We start from the raw sequence: 17,435 nt of genomic DNA, 5'->3' as shown, positions 1-17,435 counted from the left end.
GCTCAGCCTTTCTGCGCCAGAAGATGGGGGATGCGGGCGAGGTAATCGTCCCAGTCGCGGATCTTCTCGATCGCGCCGAGATAGACGCCGTCGCGGTAAAAGAGGAAGGCCGGGGTCTTGAGCGCGCGCGTGGCCTCGCGCAGCCTGGTCTCGATCGAATTGCCGACGACGGCGCAATCGAAGGCGCGCTGGAAGGCGATGCGCAGCTCGGGCAGGATCACCGCGGCATCGGGCGTCTCGAGGTTGCGCGCGCCGTCGCCCGGGATGAACAGGCAATGCGCGCCGGGCGCCTCGGTAAAGGCGCGCAGGGCCTCGAAATCATCGAGCAGCGGGTAGTCGAATTCGGCGATCAGCCGGGTGACGAGGGGATGGGGCGCGCCGGAGGCGGGCGCCGAGGGGGGGCAATATCGTGCATGTCTCAGCCTCTGGAACGGCCCGCGTCGACGGCGGCCTGAAGATGGGGGGGAAGGGTCGGCTCGCGGCCCTCGAGATCGGCGAAGGCATCGCCCAGATCGCCGCCTTCCATCAGCGATCTGAGGCCGGCGAGCGCGGCGGTGATCTGGCGGGCCTCGGTCTCGGTCAGGATGCCGCGGGCGGCGCCGAGAAAGGCCAGAACCCAATCGCCCGGGCGCGCCTCGGGGGTGAGCGAGAGATCGACGAGGCCGGGGCGGCCGTCTTCGAGCACCTCGCCGCGAATGCCGTCAACGGCGGTCAAGAGAACCGGAATCCCGAGACACATCAGAGCCCCTCCTGATCGGGGAAAAACCGCGCATCGCCCGCGCGGCAGGCCTCATCGGCCGAGGGGCGGCCCGCCTCATAGGCGGCGCGGGTGAGCGAGGGATCGGCGCGGCCCTCGCAAGGGGTGGTGCCCGGGCGGGTCTCGACCCCCCACAGGCCGAGCTGCGCGCGCGCGGCCTCGAGCGCGGGGGCGATCTGCGCCGCGACCGCGGGACGCAGGCTGCCGCCGTAATCCTCGAGCTCGACCGGCTGGCAGCCGATCAGCACCATCCGCTCCGGCGCGCGGCCCAGAAGCTCGGCGGTGGCGATCACATCCTGAAAGCCGGTCTGGTGCAGGCTCATCTTCTTGGCGCCCATGAAGGCGGGCACCTCGCCGTCGCGCAAGACCTTCAGCGTGCCCGGCGCGAGGCCGAAATCGATCGCGTCGAAGATGATCATCGCCTGCGCCTCTTCGAGGAAAGGCAGCAGGTAGAGCCCTTGGGTGCCGCCATCGAGGAGCCGCACATGGGCGGGCAGCGCGACGGTCTCGGCAAGCTCCTCGACGCAGCGCACCCCGAAGCCCTCATCGGCCCAGAGCACATTGCCGATGCCCAGAATCAACACGGTTTCGGGCAAGGGCGCCCGCGGATCGGCCCGAAGATCAGCTTGCATTAGGTCCTCCCTGACCGGATGCTGGCAAGAGGCTTTGCGCCTCGGATCGAATCCGAACATAGGCTTTCCGGCGCTTTGCGCGCGAGAAAAAGCACGGCCCGCGACAGGACGCGCAAGCGATTGAAATCGCTCAGATAACTTGAGATTTGACGAGAAAAAGCCGGAAAATACCGGAAAGTATCTTGCCAGTTTTGCGCAAAACCGGAAGCCAGACAGCAAACAGGCGCGAGAGTTGCCCCTCGCGCCCGCCACTCGCAATCGGCCAAGGGCCGGTCACTCATTATTCGATGCGGTCGTCCTTGAACGTCCGATGCCCGGATATCATGGTCGAGACCATGGATTGCCGCGACATGATGTCCTCACGGATCGCGGCGTAGATGTGGATGATCATGAAGATCACGATCGCCCACATGCCCAGATGGTGCAGCGTGTGCAGTCGCTGGCTGTTCTGCACGAGCCCGAGCACCCAGCCCATCGCGGTATCGGGCAGCGAGCCCTGCCCCGCGCCCTCGGCATAAAGCGCCCAGCCGGTCACCAGCATGAAGGTCAGCCCCAGCGTGATGAAGGTGAACATCGCCACATGCGCGAGCGGGTTATGGCCGACATATTTCTTCGGGTTTTCCTCAAGAAACGCATACCAGCGCAGCTCGAAGATCATTTCCTTCCAGAAACGTCTATTGAAAACAGGCACATAGAACATCTGCCGGGCATGGGTATTGCCCACGAAGGCCCAGTAGATGCGCCCGAAGAACCCGACCGTGAGGATCATCGCCGCGGCGAAATGGGCAAAGCGGATATAGCCCATCACGAATTGATCCGTGGCCTCGGCGATCTGCATCGTGGGCAGCGGCCGGCCGATCAGATAGCCGGTGACGCACAGGATCGTGATCGCGAGCGCGTTCACCCAATGCCACAGCCGCACCGGCGCCTCGTAGACATAGACCGAGGTGCGGCGGCGGATCGATTCGAGATCCTCGAGCGTCGCGTCGCCGGTGAGCCGCGAGGCCTCGAAGATCTCGTGGCTCTCGCGCGCGGGTTGGAAAATCTTCTCCGACATGGCCTCACCCTCCCCGGTGCTGCGGTGCGGTTGACAGGAACGTGGTCATCCTCCCCGCCCCCCTCAGCGCACCTTGACGGTGGTCAGTTCCTGACCATCGGGCGACATGACATGGGTCGAGCAGGCAAGGCAGGGGTCGAAGCTGTGCAGCGTGCGCAGGATCTCGACCGGCTCCTCGGGGCGCGCCATCGGCGTGTCGAGCAGCGAGGCCTCGAAGGCGCCGATATTGCCCTGGCTGTCGCGGGGCGAGCCGTTCCAGGTGGTCGGCACGACGCATTGATAATTCTCGATGCGCCCGTCCTTGATCTTGATCCAGTGCCCGAGCGCGCCGCGCGGCGCTTCGGTCATGCCCACGCCCTTGGCCTCTTTCGGCCAGGTGGAGGGGTCCCATTTCTCGACATTGGCGGTGCTTTCGTCGCCGTTCTTGATATTGGCGATCATCTTGTCGAAGAAATGGCGCTGCAAGCGGCAGCAATATTCCGCCTCGAGCGCGCGCGCCGCGGTGCGGCCGAGCGTGGAGAAGAGCGCGGTGACCGGCAGATCCATGGTGCGCAGGAGCCCGTCGACCTGGTTCTTGATGTCCTCGTGGCCCTTGGCATAGCCGATGACGTAGCGCGCGAGCGGCCCCACCTCCATCGCATGGCCCTTCCAGCGCGGCGCCTTGATCCAGGAATATTTCGCCGCCTCGTCGAGCTCCTGGATGTTGGTCTTGGTGCCCTTGGCGTTCGGCCCGAGCTCGAAGCGCGGGGTCGTCTCGCCATCCCAGGGGTGCAGGCCGCGGCCCGGCTCGCCATAGGTGTACCACGAATGGTCGACGAATTCCTGCACCTGCTCGGGGTCGCGCACGTCGACGTCATGGACCTCGTTGAGGTTGCCGTTGATGATCGCGCCGCGCGGCAGGTGGAGCTGCTCGGGCGAGAAATCATTCGGGTTTTCCGGGATGTCGCCATAGGCGAGGCAGGCCTTCGAGGAGAGCCCACCGCCGTAGAGCCAGTTCTTGTAGAACCCGCCCACCGCGATCACATCGGGGATATAGACGTTCTTCACGAAGTCGAGCGACTGGTCGATGATCGAGCTGACGAGGTTCAGCCGCTCCATGTTGATCGCGCCGGTGGCGCCGGTCGAATGGACGTTGATCGGGCAGGGAACGCCGCCCACCAACCAGTTCGGATGCGGGTTCTTGCCGCCGAAGATCGTGTGGATCTTCACCATTTCCTTTTGCAGATCAAGCGCTTCGAGATAGTGCGTGGTCGCCATCAGATCCGCCTCGGGGGGCAGCTGATAGGCCGGGTTATCCCAATAGCCGTTCTTGAAGAGGCCGAGCTGGCCGCTCTCGACGAACCGCTTGAGGCGGTTTTGCACGTCGCGGAAATAGCCGGGCGAAGACAGCGGATGGCTCGGGCTGACCATCTGTTGCAGCTCGGAGGTCGCCTTCGGATCGGCGCGCAGCGCGTTCACGGGGTTCACCCAGTCGAGCGCATGCAGGTGGTAGAAGTGCACCACATGGTCATGGATCTGCAGCGCGAGCTGCATCATGTTGCGGATCGAGTTGGCGTTGTCGGGGATCGCGATGCCGAGCGCGTCTTCCACCGCGCGCACCGAGGTCAGCGCATGGGTGCCGGTGCAGACCCCGCAGATCCGCTCGGTGAAGGCCCAGGCGTCGCGCGGGTCGCGGCCCTTGAGGATCACCTCGAGCCCGCGCCACATCGTGCCGGTCGAGACGGCGTTGGTGATCACGCCCTGCTCGTTGACGTTCACTTCGCAGCGCATATGGCCTTCGATCCGGGTCACCGGGTCGACGACGATCCGCTTGCCGGAGTTGTCGAGGTTGAAGCCGTTCGGCGTTTGGGTGGTCATGGCTTACACCTCTTCGTTTTTCTTCTGGGCGCGTTTGAGCGCGGAGACAGCGGCATGGACCGCCACCGCGCCACCGACGGCGGCCGAGGCGGTCAGGCCGATCTTGTCGGCATTGGCCTCGATGCCGAATTGCTTGATGTTGGTCACCCGGTCATAGAACGAGCCCTGATCCCAGAACCCGTCTTCCGAGCAGCCGATACAGCCGTGGCCCGACTGGATCGGGAAGCTCACCCCCTCGTTCCAGCGCACGGTCGAGCAGGCGTTGTAGGTGGTCGGGCCCTTGCAGCCCATCTTGTAGAGGCAATAGCCCTTGCGCGCGTTCTCGTCGTCCCAGGTCTCGACGAACTGGCCGGCGTCGAAATGCGGGCGGCGGTAGCATTTGTCGTGGATGCGCTGGCTGTAGAACATCGCCGGGCGGCCCTGACGGTCGAGCTCGGGCAGCCGGTCGAAGGTCAGCATATAGGTGATCACGCCGGTCATCACCTCGGCGATCGGCGGGCAGCCGGGCACCTTGATGATCGGCTTGTCGGTGATCACCTTGTGCACGGGCGTGGCGCGCGTCGGGTTCGGCGCGGCGGCCTGCACGCAGCCATATGAGGCGCAGGCGCCCCAGCTGATGATCGCTTTCGCGTGTTTGGCGGCCTCGCGCAGCTGCTCGACGAAGGGCTTGCCGCCGACGATGCAGAACATCCCGTCTTCGTTGAGCGGCGGGTTGCCCTCGACGGCGAGGATATAGTTGCCCTTGTATTTCTCGATCGTATCGGCGAGCGCGGCCTCGGCCTGATGGCCCGCGGCGGCCATCAGCGTGTCGTCGTAATCGAGCGAGATCATCGAGAGCACGACATCTTTGGCCAGCGGATGCGCGGCGCGGATGAAGCTCTCCGAACAGCAGGTACATTCGAGCCCGTGGACCCAGATCACCGGCGTGCGCGGCTTGGTCTCCATCGCATGCGCGATCTTCGGCACGAAGGCGGGCCCGAGCCCGAGCGCCGCCGCCGTCAGCGAGCAATATTTCATGAAGCTGCGCCGGGTGATCCCCTGGCGACGCATCACGTCATAAAAGGTTTCGATCTTCGACAAGGTCTCCCTCCCGTGCCTCATGTCTTTGATCGGCGCGGGCGGGTGGCCCGGTGGCGCCGTGGTATCCATCGGTATGCCGGGAGAAGAGGGCGGCGGACAAAGAGTTTCGTCACCCCGGGGAAAGATGTTTTTATTGCGAGTTTTTAAGGCATTACGGCGCGAAGTTCATCTGCGACAGCCGGTCGCACCGGCAAGTTCCTTGCCGTGGGCGCGCCCTTTCGGTCAGGTGCTTTCCGGCCCCGGGGAAAGCTGCGCCGCAGCGATCAGCGCCTGACCGAGCGCGAGCCCGCCGTCATTGGCGGGCACCTTGGCATGGGTCAGAACCGGCAACCCTTCGAGCGCGGCGAGGCTGAGCCGATGCAGGAGCGCGTTCTGATAGACCCCGCCCGAGAGCACGACCGCCCGCGCCCGGCCGGCCTCGACCAGCGCGCGCGCCCGCGCCGCGAAAGCCTCCGCGAGCCAGCGGTGGAAGGCGAAGGCCAGCGCCTCGGGCGCGGCCGCGGCCCGCGCGGCCATCAGCGCGGCGATCATCGGCGCGGGGTCGATCACCGGCCCCGCCGGCGCGGTGGGCAGCACGAGTTCTGCCCGCCCCTCGCCCGCCCGGGCCAAGGCCTCGAGCCGCATCGCCGCCTCGCCCTCGAAACTCATCCCCACCGGGCAGATCCCCAAGAGCGCCGCCACCGCATCGAAGAGCCGCCCCGCCGAGGAGGAGAGCGGCGCATTCACCCCCGCCCGCGCCGCCGCCCGCAACGGCGCAACCGCGAGCCCCGCGAACTCGGCCTCCGCCGCGCCCCCGAGCCCCGCCTGATCGAGCCGCATCACCGCGTTGCGCCAAGGTTCGCGCGCGGCCCGATCCCCGCCCGGAAGCGGCGCCGGCCGCAGATGAGCTTCGCGCGAGAAGCCCTTGTAATCGCCCAGCAATACCTCACCACCCCAGAGCGTGCCATCGGGGCCGAGCCCGGTGCCATCGAGCACGATCGCCGCCACCTGGCCCCCCGCCAGAGGCCAGAGATTTTCGCCCAGACAGGCCGCCAGATGGGCGTGATGATGCCAGACCTCCGCCACCGGCAGGCCCATCGCCTGACCCGCCTGGGTGGCCCGATACCCCGGGTGGGCATCGACCGCGACCCGCTCCGGGCGGTGCTCGAAGAGCGCGCGATAATCCGCCACCGCCTTCTCGAATTCGTCAAAACACAGCGCCCCGTCGAGATCGCCCAAGTGATGGCCAAGGAGCGCCTGTCCGTTCTTGATCAGACAGATCGCCCCCTTCATCTGCCCGCCAAGCGCGACAATCTCGGCCCCGCCAAACCCCTCGGGCAGCGCGATGACATCCGGCACCCGGCCGCGCGCATGGCGCAAGACCTGCGCGGGCTCGGCGCGCAGGACGGAATCATCGAGCCGCCGCGCGATCGGCCGGTCATGCATCAAAAAGCCGTCGACAAAGCCCGCGAGCTTCTCCCGCGCCTCAGCGTTTTCAATGACTTGCGGCTCGCCCGAGAGGTTGCCCGAGGTCATCACCAAGACCCCGCCAAAAGCCTCGAGGAGGAGGTGATGCAGCGGCGTATAGGGCAGCATGACGCCATATTCGACCATCCCGGGCGCCACAGCCTCCGGCAGCGCCCCCGCCAGCGCCGGGCAAAGCACGACCGGCGCCGCCGCCGCCCGCAGCGCCGCGCGCGCGGGCTCCGAAAGCGCGACAATCGCCCCCAGATCGCCCTCCCGCGCCATCAGCGCAAAGGGCTTCGCCGGCCGGCGCTTGCGCACGCGCAGCGCGGTGAGCGCGCCGGGGTCGCGCGCATCACAGGCCAGATGAAACCCACCTATCCCCTTGATCGCGATGATCTTTCCCGCCCGCAGCGCCACCGCCGCCTCCGCCACGGCGTCCCCCGCAACCTCCGCGCCGCCTTCCTCATACCAGACCCGCGGCCCACAAACCGGGCAGGCGATCGGCTGCGCATGAAAGCGCCGGTCGGCGGGGTTTTCATACTCCGCCCGACACGCGGGGCACATCGCAAACCCCGCCATCGTCGTCTCGCCCCGGTCATAGGGCAAGCCCCGCAGGATCGAAAACCGCGGCCCGCAATGGGTGCAATTGGTGAAGGCATAACCGGCCCGCCGCCCGCCCGCATAGCCCCCCCGCCCGAGGCTCTCGGCCACACAGTCCGGGCAGCTCGCCGCATCGGGCGCCACCCGCGTCTGAGCCCCATGCCCGCGCGAGGGCGTGATCGTGAACCCCGCCGGCGCCGCGCCCTCGAAAGGCGCCGCCTCCACCGCATCGATCCGCGCCAGCGGCGGCGCCTCGGCCCGCAACGCGGCCAGAAAATCGCCGATCTCGCCGAAGAGCTCCACCCCGACCCCCTCCGGGTCGTTCCAGACCTGCCCCCTCAGCCCCCGCTCGCGCGCCAGCCGCCAGACGAAGGGGCGAAACCCCACCCCCTGCACCTGCCCCCGCACCCGGATCCGAACGCCCTGCTCTTTCATCTTGCCTCAAATATCCCGGGGTCCGGGGCAGCGCCCCGGTCTGCCCTGACCACCCGCGCCCTCAATGCACCGTGCAGACCATGCAGGGATCAAAGCTGCGCACCACATGCTGCACCGCCACCGGCACCGCCTCACCCGGGGCCACCGACACCCCGACGAGCGCCGCCTCGAGCGGCCCGGGCCCCCCTCGCGCATCGCGCGGGCTGAAATTCCAGGTCGTCGGCGCGATGATCTGATAGGACGCGATCTTCCCGCGCTCGATCCGCAGCCAATGCCCGAGCGCCCCGCGCGCCGCCTCGACGAGCCCCGCCCCGCGCCCCGCCTCCGGCACCCCGCCGCCGCGCAGCATGAACCGCGCCGAGGGCTCGAGCCGCGCCACGATCCGCTCCATCTCGATCTGCAACCGCGCGAGCTCCAAAAGCCGCGCCGCGACCCGCGCCATCACGCCGCCGCCCGCCCCCGCCACCAGCGCGCGGGCGAGCGGATGGCCGTCGACCACCTGCCGCGCCAGCGCCCCCACCTCGACCGGCGCGCCCCCCAGCCGCGGCGCCTTGCACCAGCTATAGGCCGCCGCGCGCATCTCCTCATCGGGGCGGGTCTCGCCCTCGAACGGATGGCGCGCGGGCCCGAGCATCCAGGCATGGCTCAGGTCTTCGGAAATCGCACTCGCGTCGAACTCCCGCGCGCCCCCCTCCCAAAGCCCAGAGGCAAAAACATGCCCCTCTTCAAGCGGATAGGCGCCAAAGCTCAAGTAACGCCCGGCGCCGCGGCCGAGATCGGCGAGGCCGAGATCGGCCGCGATCTCAAAGAACACCCCGGCATCGCCCGCCCCCCAGGCCGCAGCGGCCTCAGCGGTTTCGAGCGCGACAAACGCCTCGAGCGGCGCGCCGAACACCACGGTTTCGAGATAGCGGCGAAACGCGCGCAGATGCGCCCCGATCCGCACCACCTCGCGCGGGCCCGGCGCGCGCGTCACGCCGCCGGGCTGCACCGCAAGCGTATGGGGCCATTTGCCGGCGAGCATGCCAAGGATATGCATCAGCTCCGCCCGCGCCTCGACGGCCGCGCGCGCCGCCCCCCCCGCGCCCGGCGCAAAACGCGCGACCGCCTGCGCCGCCCAAGGCCGCCCCTCATAGGCCGGGCGACAGAAATCGGGCATGAAGAACAGGTTGAAATGGGTCAGATGGTCTGCCGCATTCTCGACCGCATGGATCAGCGCCGCGACCAGCGCCCCTTGCGGCGCGGGGCGCAGCCCGATCGCCTCGCCAAGCGCAAAGGCCGCCGCAACCGATTGGGAAATCGAGCAAATCCCGCAGATCCGCGGGGTGATGGTGAGCGCATCGCGCGGGTCCTTGCCCTCGAGCATCCGCTCGAAGCCGCGATAGAGCGGCGCGTTCACCCGCGCCGAAGCCACCGCCCCCTCGGAGAGCTCGAGATGCACCTCGAGATCGCCCTCGACGCGGTTGAACGGCCCGACGACCAGCCTCGTTTCGCTCATTTCCCCCCCTTCGGCCGCCGGATCGAGGGCGGCACCACCACCCGATCCGCGACCGCATTCTTCGCGATCCGCTCGGGCGTCGCGGCCTTCGAGAGCGAGGCGAGCGCCATGAACCAGGCCTTGGGCATATCGGTCGGCAGGCCCACCGGGATCCCGGCGATCTTCGGCGTCTCGGTGAAAGCGTGGCGCGGCTCCTCGAACTCGGGCGCGGTGCAATTGATGCAGGGATAGCCGCCCCGCGTACACGAGCCCTCGCCGTTCCAGGGCCGGATATTGCAATCGCCGACCGCCTGCGTGCCGATGCAGCCCAGATGCTCCATCATGCAGCCCTGATCGGAGAAGGCGACGGCGCTGGCCTTGTATTCATAGAATTCGTTTTTCGGGCAGCCGTGATGCACAAGATGTTGCGCGTAAAAAAGCGGCCGGCCGAGCGCGTCGAGCGCCTCGGCCCCGAGCGCGCCGGCCTTGAGCAGCAAGAGCGTCTCGGTCACCCAATCGGGATGGGTCGGGCAACCGGCGATATTGATCACCGGGCGCCCCGAGCGCGCGCGGAACTCGGGCGCGAGGATCCCGCCGCGCAAAGTGCCCTCATAGCCCAGGCCCACCGCATCCGAAGGGTTGCCGCCCGCCGAGGTCACCCCGCCAAAGGCCGCGCAGGAGCCCACCGCCACCACATCGCCCGCCAAAGGCGCGAGCCGCTCGACCCAATCGAGCATCGAGCGCCCGGTGCCGCCGAGCATCTGGAACCGCCCGGTGCCGCGCGGGCCCCGCGCCACCGCGCCCTCGACGGCGAGCACATCGAGCGCCACCTCGCCCGCCTCGATACGCGCAAGCAACGCCGCCACCTCCGCCCCGGTCTCGAGGCTGAACGAGGGATGCCAGAGAAACCCCACCCCCGCATCTTCCAGGAGCTGGAAAACATTGGGGTTTTCGGCGCACAGGAGCGACATCGTGCAGCCCCCGCAGCCCGCAGCCTGAAGCCAGAGAACCTTCATGCCGCGCCCTCCGCCAAGGCCAGATCGAAACAGAAACAGGCCCCGCCCTGCGCGATCTCGCTTGCGCAAAGCCGCAGCCGCCCGCCATGTTCCTCGATGATCTTGTGGCTGATCGAGAGGCCGAGCCCGGTGCCGCGGCCCACCGGCTTGGTGGTGAAAAACGGGTCGAAAATCGCCGCGAGCAGGTCTTCGGGGACGCCGGGGCCGTTGTCTTGCACCTTCAGCTCGGCGCGCCCGCCGACGGCGGCGAGGGTGATCTCGATCGCGCCGCCCTCGCGCCCCTCGAGCGCGTCATAGGCGTTTTGCACGAGGTTCATCAGCACCTGCTGGATATGGCCCTGACGGCCCACCGCCATCAGGCTCGCCGGGCCGGAGAAGCGCAGCCCGACATCGGCGCGCGCCCCGCGGCGGACCCAGTCGACGGCGATCTGCGCGGTCTGGGCGAGATCGAAAGGCGCCATCTGGCCCGAGCCATCGGCCGAAAGGCGGCGCAGATCCTCGACGATATCGCGCACCCGCTCGGCGCCCTCGCGCGCCCCCGCGACCGCCGTGCGCAGGTTGCGCAGCTCGCGGTCGAGCTTGAGATCCTCGCGGAGCCGGATCAGCTTCTCGCGGCTGGCGCCATCCTGCACCTCTTTGAAATAGCTCTCGAATTTGCCCGCATACCGCTCGAGCGCATGGGCGTTTGCGTAGACAAAGGAGATCGGGTTGTTGAGCTCATGCGCGACGCCCGCGAGCAGCCGGCCGAGGGAGGCGAGCTTTTCGTTGCGCACGAGCTGGGCCTGGGTGGCCTTGAGCTCCTCATGGCTGCGGGCGAGCGCCGAATAGGCCTGGCGCAGCTCGCCCACCGGGCGGCCCGAGAGCACATAGCCCGCGACGCGGCCGCGCTCATCCATCCGCGGCCCGACCGAGAGCGCGAGCGGCGCGGGGCCCGCGGCGGTGGCCAGCGCCACCTCGAGATCGACCGGGTGGCGGCTGTTGGCGGCGCGCGCAAGCGCCCCGTCGAGCGCGGGGTGATCTTCGGGCACGAAGAGGTTCGCGACCGGCTGTCCGAGCCAATCGGCCCGCGCGCGGCCCGTGAGCGCGGTGACCGAGGCCGAGGTTTCAAGCACCGCCCCGCCGCGCGAGGCGACGATCAGCGCATCCGAGACCGAGGCCAGGATCGAGCCGAGAAAGGAGCGCAGATCCTCGAGCTCGCGGTTTTGCCGCTCGAGCCGCTCCTGATAATCGACGAGCTCGGCATAGGTGCGGTCGACCGCCGAGAGCACGTCGATCCAGACATCATCGCCCTCGCCGAGGCCCTCGATGCCGGCGCGGCGCGGCTGGGCGCCGGCAAAGGCCGGTCCGCGCAGCGAGGGGGGGGTGAGGTCGGGCGGGGTCATGGCGAGGAAGCGCTTTGGGCCAAGGTCGGGCCCCGAGCCTAGCGGCGCGGGCGGGCGATTTCCACCGCGATTTGTGCCCGCCGCCGCCCGGCCGCTCATGGGTAGTATTTCAGCGGGTCGTGGAACTGCGCCATATGGCCCTCGACCCAGTCGAACGGGTCATAGGAGACCGCCGGCCCCGCCGCGGGCGCGAGCACGCCCGCCGCCTCGGGCGCGACCGCGCCAAGGGGCGCGAGCACCGCGCCGACCGGGTCGGGCAGGATATATTTGCCAAAGGCCCAGCCCTCGCGGCCATCCTCGGTCGCGACATAGCGCCAATCGCCCTGCGTCTCGAAGACGACAAGGCGGGTGCCCGGGCCCATCCGGCTGAGCGCCTCGGCCTTGGTGCTGGGGCCCGCGCGCAGCGTCAGGTAATTGTCGCCGGTGGGGCTGAGGTTACCCACCACTTCGGCGCCGGCGGGCAGCGCGGCGAGCAGGCAGGCGGCCAGAAGAAATGCACGCATGTCATTGGTCTCCCGTGGAAAATCCGCCCTGCATCTGCTGCAGGAGCTCTTCGAGCGCGGGGTCTGCGGCGGGCGGGGCGGTGGCGGGGGCGGCGGCGGCGCCGTTGAGCGCCTCGGCGCCCGGGCCCATCGCGGTCAGGATCCCCCCCGGCCCGAAGAGCCCGTCAAAGGCCCCCTCGCCCGGGCCCTTGATCGAAAAGGCCGAGATCAGGAGCGCCCCGTCGCCGGTGCGGATCGCCAGAACCCGCGCCATCGCGGGGCGCGCGGGCGCATCGCCAAGGCCGATCGCGCCGGTGAAATCCTCGCCCGCGATCTGGAACCGCCCGGCGGCGAGATCGAAGGGCGCATCGGCCGCCAGATCGCGGATCAGCCCCGCCCGCATCGCCCGCCCCGCCGCATCGCGCAGCGCGCCCGGGTCGGGCCAAGGGTCGCCGTCGAGCATCGAGACCGTCACCGCGATCAGCCCCGAGGCCGGCGGCGGATCCCAGCTCTCGGCGCGCAGATGCCAGACCGCGATCGCCGCGTCGCGGTGCTCCTCGAGCTTCCAGCCGCGCGCGGGCGGGTTGAGCGCGATGCCCGACCGGCCGAGATCCAGCGCCGCGCCGGGCCCCGCAAGGCACATCAAGATCGCCGCGCAAATGATTGATTTATATCGCATCATATCCCCCTATTCGCGGTTGGCCTGGTAGCTGCCGGAGCGGCTCTCGCTATCGCTGCCCACGGTCCAGCGGCCGCTCACCCGGTCGCCCCGGGCCTCGCCCGTGATCCGCCCGCCGATCGTCCAATCCATCTGGTAGCTGCTGTCGGTGATCTTGCCGGTGATCGGCACATCGAAGGCGCCGCCCGGCGCGGGGCCGGAGAAGGCGAGCGAGATCTTGTCGCCCTCGAAGCTGCCGCGGACCCAGCCCTCGACCCGCCCGCCCGAGATCGTGAGCGAGATCATCGCGCCGGGCGCGCCGGTGATCGTGCCGGAATAGCCGCCCTCGACGCCCGCGGCCGGGGCCGGGGTGGGGGTGGGGGCCGGCGTCGGCACGGGCGCGGGCACAGGCACGGGCGTGGGCGCGGCGCCGCCGGGGAAGAGCACGCCCGGGCTCGCGGTTTCGGGCGCGGCGCCCTCCTCGGGGGCGGGGCGGCTTTCCTCGACCTCTGTGATCACGCTTTGCAGCTCCTTGATCAGAGAGGCTTTTTCGCCATCCGGGCAGAGGCTTTGCGCCTCTTCGAGCGCGCCGAGGGCGGTGGCCAGATCGCTGTCATCGAGCGCGCGGCTGGCCCGGCCAAGCGCGGCTTGCGCGGCCTCTTGGCGCGCGCCGCCGGGGGCGCAGGCGGCCTGCGCGGCGGCGGCGGCGGCCTCGAGCGCGGAGGGCGCGCGGGTGGGCGCGGTCTCGGGCGCGGTCGCGGGCGCGGGGGCCGCGAGACGGGTCTTGAGCGCGGCCAGTTGCGCCGCGCGGGTCGGGTCGGGGCAAAGTGCCAGCGCCGCATCGAGCTCAGCCAGCCCCGCCTCGGGCGCGCCGCCGCTCACCGCGGCGAGCCCCGCGCGCCAATGCTCGGCCGCGCGGGCATAATCGGCGCCGCCGGGCGCACAGGCGGCGCCCGCCGCGCCCGAGGCCGCGCCTGCGGTGGCGCCCGACGCGGTGCCCGACGCGGTGCCCGGCGCGGTGCCCGGCGCGGCATTCGGCGCCGCCGTGGCGCTCAGATGCGATTTCAGCGCCGCGACCTGCGCCGCGCGGGTCGCATCGGGGCACAGATCGAGCGAGGCCTCAAGGGCCGCGAGCCCCTCCGCGCCCTGCCCCGCCGAAACCGCGGAAAGCCCCTTTTTCCAAAGGCTTGCGGCCGTCGCGGCGGCGGGCTGGCCGGGCGCGCAGGCCGCCGCAGCCGGCGCCGCTTCGGGCGCGGGCGCGGAGGATTTCGCCGCCGCCTCCGGGCCCGCCTTGGTCTCGGGCAGGCTCAGGATCGGCACCTCGCCCCCCGCATCGGGCGCCACCATCGCGGCGATCTGCGGCGCGACCGAGAGCGTGATCGCCCCGCGGCCAAGCTCGCGCCCGTCGGCGTCATGGGCCACCACCTCGGCCTCGATCGCGCCCGGTTCGGCGCGGCTCACGGTCGGCGTTTGCGAGATCGGGTTCGAGAGGGTCGTGCCCGGGTTGACCGTCCAATCCCAGTTCGGCGCCTTGGCGGGGCTCTCGGGGAAGGTGGCGGTGAGGGTGATCTCCTGGCCGGTGACCCAGCTGCCCGCGGGCGCCGCGACGAGCCCGCCCGCGACCGGGTCCCAGACCTGCGGCGCGGGGCCCTTGGCCTCGGCGGTGACCTCGATCGCGCCGCCCGCGAGACTGTAGGAGCCCTTGATCGTGCCGATCTCATCGCCCCAGAACGGCGTCGTGAGGCGCGCCTCGAGCGCGATCACCTCCTCGGCGGCGCCGGTGAAGCGGATCGTGGCGCCCGGCCCGTCGAGCTCGAGCCGGTTCGAGCTCGGCGGCTCGGCCCAGGTGACGGTGAAGAGATCCTCGGCGAGCGGCGGGGTGGTGACGATCCGCGCGCTGATCTCGGCGCCGGGTTTGGCGCCGCCGGGCGGGTCGAAGGCGAGCGCGAGCGAGGGCAGGCCCACGGTCACGATCTGCTGGCTGCCCTCGGCGATGGTAGTGCCCTCGCGCAGGATCTGCGCCCAGATCTTCGCCTCGCCCGGGCGCTCGAAGCGGACGGTGGTTTGCGGCAGGCTCGAGCTCGGCGGGTCGAAGCGCACGCCCTCGGAGCCTTGCCAGATGAAGGTCAGCGCCGCGGGCGCGGGGCCGGGATCGACGAGGTCTTCGGTGTCGTCGGCGGCGTGGACGGTGACGCTCGCGGCGGTGTTGCCGATCTCGACCTCGCATTCGGTGAAGGGGGTGCCCGGGGCACAGGTGCCGGGGCTCGCAGCCGTCGGCGCGGGCTCGGTCCAGTTGACGGAGACCACGACCTGATCGCCGAGCATGACCTGACCGGGCAGGCCCGCGAGCGGCACCTGGGTGCCGAGCCCCGGCGCGGCCTCGCCGACGGCGGCGATGGCGGCGGCCTCGCTATCGGGGGGCGGGGCGGTGCTTTCGGGGGCGGGTTGCTCCTCCGCGCCCGGCTGCGGCGCGGTGCCGAGCGGCGCGCTGTCGCCCGGGCCGGTGCCGATCGCGACCTGCGGGTCGGGGGGGAGGGTTTGCGGGATCTCGGGCTCGGGGGCGGTCTCGGGCTCGGGGGTCTCGGCGCCCTGCCCGGCCGAGCTTGTGGCCTCGCCGGTCGTTGACGGCGCCGCGTCGGTGGGCGCGGGCTGGCCGGTCGCGACCCAGACCGGGTCGGGGGCGGGCGGGATCGGGGTCGGGGCGACCGGGGTCGGGGCCTTGCCGGTCTTGGCGGCCTCGGCGGCGGCTTGCGCCGCGGCTTCGGCGGCGGCCTGGGCGAGCTCTTCGGCGCGGGCCTCTTGCACGCGCGCGGCCTCTTCGCGGGCCTTGGCCTCCTCGCGGGCCTGGGCCTCGGCGGCGCGGGCCTCCTTGAGCGCCTGTTCGGCGGCCGCCGCGCGGGCCTCGGCCTCGGCCTTGGCTTTCTCGGCCGCGTCCTCCTCCTCGGGCTCGGGCGTCAGGCCGATCTTGGCGTAATTTTGCGCGGGGCTGAGCGGCAATTCGACGGTTTTCGGCAAGAACCCCTTGGCGCGGATCTCGACCACCACCGGCGCGCCGAGATCGGCCAGCGTGCGCGCGCCAAAGATCCGCGCGGCGGGCGGGTCGAACCGGGTGCCGGCCTTGCCATCGACAAGGCGCGTGCCGTTCACGGTGATCACCGGGGCGCGCGGGGCCTCGGGGCGGCGCCAATCGGCCGAGACGAGCGCGAGGCGGATCGGCGCGATATCGCGGTAGCGCGCGACGAGATCGAAGATGAGGTTGCGCGCGGAGGGGTCGAAGAGACACAGGCCCAGAAGCTCGGCCGCGGGGGTGCGGCCGGGGCGCAGCCGGGTGCCGCTCGGCGCCGCGATCGCATCGCCATAATCGATCACGCCGAGCGCCAGAAGCGTCGCGCGGAAGCGGTCGGAGGCGATCAGATCGGCGCCCGCGCGGCACTCGCGCTCGGCGATGATCCGGCCGGCGCGGGTGGTGACCATGGCGCGCGAGAGGAACGTGTCGGGCGTGGCGCGGGCGGCGTTTTGCGGCTCCTCCGAGGCGCGCAGCGCGCGGAAGGCACCCAGAAGCGTGGCCGCATCGGCGCGGGAGAGATAGGCCGAGGCGCCATCTGCGGGCCGCCAGTAGAAGGTTTCGCCATATTCGAAATGTTCCCACACTTTCAACGGCTTGAGGGTCGCCTCGGCGCCATAGTCGGTGAGATAGAGCGCGCAGGAGCCGCCCTTGATATGCTGATCGAGGGCGGCGAGTTCGGCCTGCAACTGGCCGAGCTGGCCGCAAAGCGACCCCGCGCGGGCCTCCTTGAGCTTCATGTCGAGCCGGTCGAGCGCGCCGGCAAAGGCGGTCGCGGCCTCGGCGTAAAAGCCCACGAGGTCGTCGAGCCCGGGGATCGGGCCGGTGATGTCCTGCATATAGGTGAGCACCGCCGAGAGCGATTTGAGCCGCCCCACGGGGCCGTCGGCGGCATTGTTGTTCGGGTCAAAAAGCGCCACGAAATCAACGAGCTGGCCGGCCTTGTCGAGATATTTCCCGCCTTTCTCGAAAATCGCCTCGGCCTGGGCGAGCGCCTTGGCGGCGGAGCTGTCGCGGAAGGCGCGCTCATAGATCGAGAGGTTGTACATATAGCCGTAGCGCTTGGCGAAATCATCGGGGTCGCGGATCAGGTCGAGCATCCGCTTGGGCTCCGGCAGGCCGATCGTCTTGCCCGTGATTTTGTCGAGCTTTTGCAAGGCCTTGAGGGCGTCCTCGCCGAGCATCTGGCGGACCATTTCGTCGCGCGCGAGCGTCGTTCCGCTGGCCAGCATGCCCTCGATCTTCTCGATCGCCGCCTTCGATTGCGCCCGCCGCACCGCGCCGCGCCATTCGGTGATCGCGGCTTGGGCCTCCTTGATCGGGCCATAAACGGCGTCGAATTTGGCGCGCGTGTCGTCGAAGGCTGATTTCACCTCGGAATAGGCCTGTTTGTAGACCTTTTCCTCGGGGTCTTCGGCGGCCTGCGCGGCCCCGAGTGCCGCAAGCCAGAGCAGGGCGCCAAGCGCGAGACGGGTCAGCAGGGCACGCATCG

13 protein-coding genes are annotated in these 17,435 nt (G+C 70.0%); all 13 read right to left on the bottom strand.

Annotated features, from left to right (window positions below; genetic code table 11):
• Positions 1–2: 2 nt before the first annotated feature.
• The 13 genes from LPB142_RS07635 to LPB142_RS19380 all read right to left on the bottom strand — a co-directional run bounded on the left by LPB142_RS07635 (position 3) and on the right by LPB142_RS19380 (position 17,433).
• Positions 3–422: a thioredoxin domain-containing protein gene (locus tag LPB142_RS07635; protein WP_071167173.1), complete on the bottom strand. Its 420-nt coding sequence runs from the start codon at positions 420–422 to the stop codon at positions 3–5.
• A complete protein-coding gene (locus tag LPB142_RS07630; RefSeq protein ID WP_071166011.1) occupies positions 419–739 on the bottom strand; it encodes a HypC/HybG/HupF family hydrogenase formation chaperone in 321 nt (106 codons plus the stop codon). Before LPB142_RS07630 ends, LPB142_RS07635 begins: the two co-directional genes overlap by 4 nt.
• Positions 739–1,389: a HyaD/HybD family hydrogenase maturation endopeptidase gene (locus LPB142_RS07625; RefSeq protein WP_071166010.1), complete on the bottom strand. Its 651-nt coding sequence runs from the start codon at positions 1,387–1,389 to the stop codon at positions 739–741. The genes LPB142_RS07630 and LPB142_RS07625 overlap by 1 nt, the downstream gene beginning before the upstream one ends.
• A 280-nt stretch (positions 1,390–1,669) precedes the next feature.
• The gene (gene cybH, locus LPB142_RS07620) at positions 1,670–2,446 is read right to left on the bottom strand and encodes a Ni/Fe-hydrogenase, b-type cytochrome subunit (protein WP_068765136.1); all 777 of its coding nucleotides are present in this window, start codon (positions 2,444–2,446) and stop codon (positions 1,670–1,672) included.
• A gap of 63 nt (positions 2,447–2,509) precedes the next feature.
• On the bottom strand, positions 2,510–4,303 hold the full coding sequence (locus LPB142_RS07615; protein WP_071166009.1) for a nickel-dependent hydrogenase large subunit: 1,794 nt from the start codon (positions 4,301–4,303) through the stop codon (positions 2,510–2,512).
• Between the two features lie 3 nt (positions 4,304–4,306).
• Positions 4,307–5,383, bottom strand: coding sequence for a hydrogenase small subunit (locus LPB142_RS07610; protein WP_068765272.1), 1,077 nt, complete (start codon positions 5,381–5,383; stop codon positions 4,307–4,309).
• A gap of 222 nt (positions 5,384–5,605) precedes the next feature.
• Entirely contained in the window at positions 5,606–7,864 is a 2,259-nt protein-coding gene (hypF, locus tag LPB142_RS07605) for a carbamoyltransferase HypF (RefSeq protein ID WP_071166008.1), read from the bottom strand.
• A 61-nt stretch (positions 7,865–7,925) separates the two neighbouring features.
• The gene (locus LPB142_RS07600) at positions 7,926–9,362 is read right to left on the bottom strand and encodes a nickel-dependent hydrogenase large subunit (RefSeq protein WP_071166007.1); all 1,437 of its coding nucleotides are present in this window, start codon (positions 9,360–9,362) and stop codon (positions 7,926–7,928) included.
• Positions 9,359–10,357, bottom strand: a complete 999-nt coding sequence (locus tag LPB142_RS07595) for an NADH-quinone oxidoreductase subunit B family protein (protein ID WP_071166006.1) — start codon at positions 10,355–10,357, stop codon at positions 9,359–9,361. Before LPB142_RS07595 ends, LPB142_RS07600 begins: the two co-directional genes overlap by 4 nt.
• The gene (locus LPB142_RS07590; protein WP_083392620.1) at positions 10,354–11,739 is read right to left on the bottom strand and encodes a sensor histidine kinase; all 1,386 of its coding nucleotides are present in this window, start codon (positions 11,737–11,739) and stop codon (positions 10,354–10,356) included. The genes LPB142_RS07595 and LPB142_RS07590 overlap by 4 nt, the downstream gene beginning before the upstream one ends.
• A gap of 95 nt (positions 11,740–11,834) precedes the next feature.
• Complete coding sequence (locus LPB142_RS07585) at positions 11,835–12,242, bottom strand: SH3 domain-containing protein (protein WP_071166005.1); 408 nt, start codon at positions 12,240–12,242, stop codon at positions 11,835–11,837.
• Between the two features lies 1 nt (position 12,243).
• A complete protein-coding gene (locus LPB142_RS07580; RefSeq protein WP_156894341.1) occupies positions 12,244–12,900 on the bottom strand; it encodes a hypothetical protein in 657 nt (218 codons plus the stop codon).
• A gap of 9 nt (positions 12,901–12,909) precedes the next feature.
• A complete protein-coding gene (locus LPB142_RS19380) occupies positions 12,910–17,433 on the bottom strand; it encodes a hypothetical protein (protein ID WP_071166003.1) in 4,524 nt (1,507 codons plus the stop codon).
• Between the last annotated feature and the right edge of the window lie 2 nt (positions 17,434–17,435).

The sequence above is a fragment of the Rhodobacter xanthinilyticus genome, assembly GCF_001856665.1.
GTDB lineage: Bacteria > Pseudomonadota > Alphaproteobacteria > Rhodobacterales > Rhodobacteraceae > Rhodobacter > Rhodobacter xanthinilyticus.
Note: the sequence above shows the minus strand (reverse complement) of the source record. Positions and strands in the feature narration are given on the sequence as shown.

What these genes read in the sequence shown, in the direction of transcription:
- LPB142_RS07590 (WP_083392620.1), bottom strand. Translation starts at nt 11,739, where the DNA reads ATGACCCCGCCCGACCTCACCCCCCCCTCGCTGCGCGGACCGGCCTTT.
- LPB142_RS07615 (WP_071166009.1), bottom strand. Translation starts at nt 4,303, where the DNA reads ATGACCACCCAAACGCCGAACGGCTTCAACCTCGACAACTCCGGCAAG.
- LPB142_RS19380 (WP_071166003.1), bottom strand. Translation starts at nt 17,433, where the DNA reads ATGCGTGCCCTGCTGACCCGTCTCGCGCTTGGCGCCCTGCTCTGGCTT.
- LPB142_RS07625 (WP_071166010.1), bottom strand. Translation starts at nt 1,389, where the DNA reads ATGCAAGCTGATCTTCGGGCCGATCCGCGGGCGCCCTTGCCCGAAACC.
- LPB142_RS07600 (WP_071166007.1), bottom strand. Translation starts at nt 9,362, where the DNA reads ATGAGCGAAACGAGGCTGGTCGTCGGGCCGTTCAACCGCGTCGAGGGC.
- LPB142_RS07630 (WP_071166011.1), bottom strand. Translation starts at nt 739, where the DNA reads ATGTGTCTCGGGATTCCGGTTCTCTTGACCGCCGTTGACGGCATTCGC.
- LPB142_RS07585 (WP_071166005.1), bottom strand. Translation starts at nt 12,242, where the DNA reads ATGCGTGCATTTCTTCTGGCCGCCTGCCTGCTCGCCGCGCTGCCCGCC.
- cybH (WP_068765136.1), bottom strand. Translation starts at nt 2,446, where the DNA reads ATGTCGGAGAAGATTTTCCAACCCGCGCGCGAGAGCCACGAGATCTTC.
- hypF (WP_071166008.1), bottom strand. Translation starts at nt 7,864, where the DNA reads ATGAAAGAGCAGGGCGTTCGGATCCGGGTGCGGGGGCAGGTGCAGGGG.
- LPB142_RS07595 (WP_071166006.1), bottom strand. Translation starts at nt 10,357, where the DNA reads ATGAAGGTTCTCTGGCTTCAGGCTGCGGGCTGCGGGGGCTGCACGATG.
- LPB142_RS07580 (WP_156894341.1), bottom strand. Translation starts at nt 12,900, where the DNA reads ATGCGATATAAATCAATCATTTGCGCGGCGATCTTGATGTGCCTTGCG.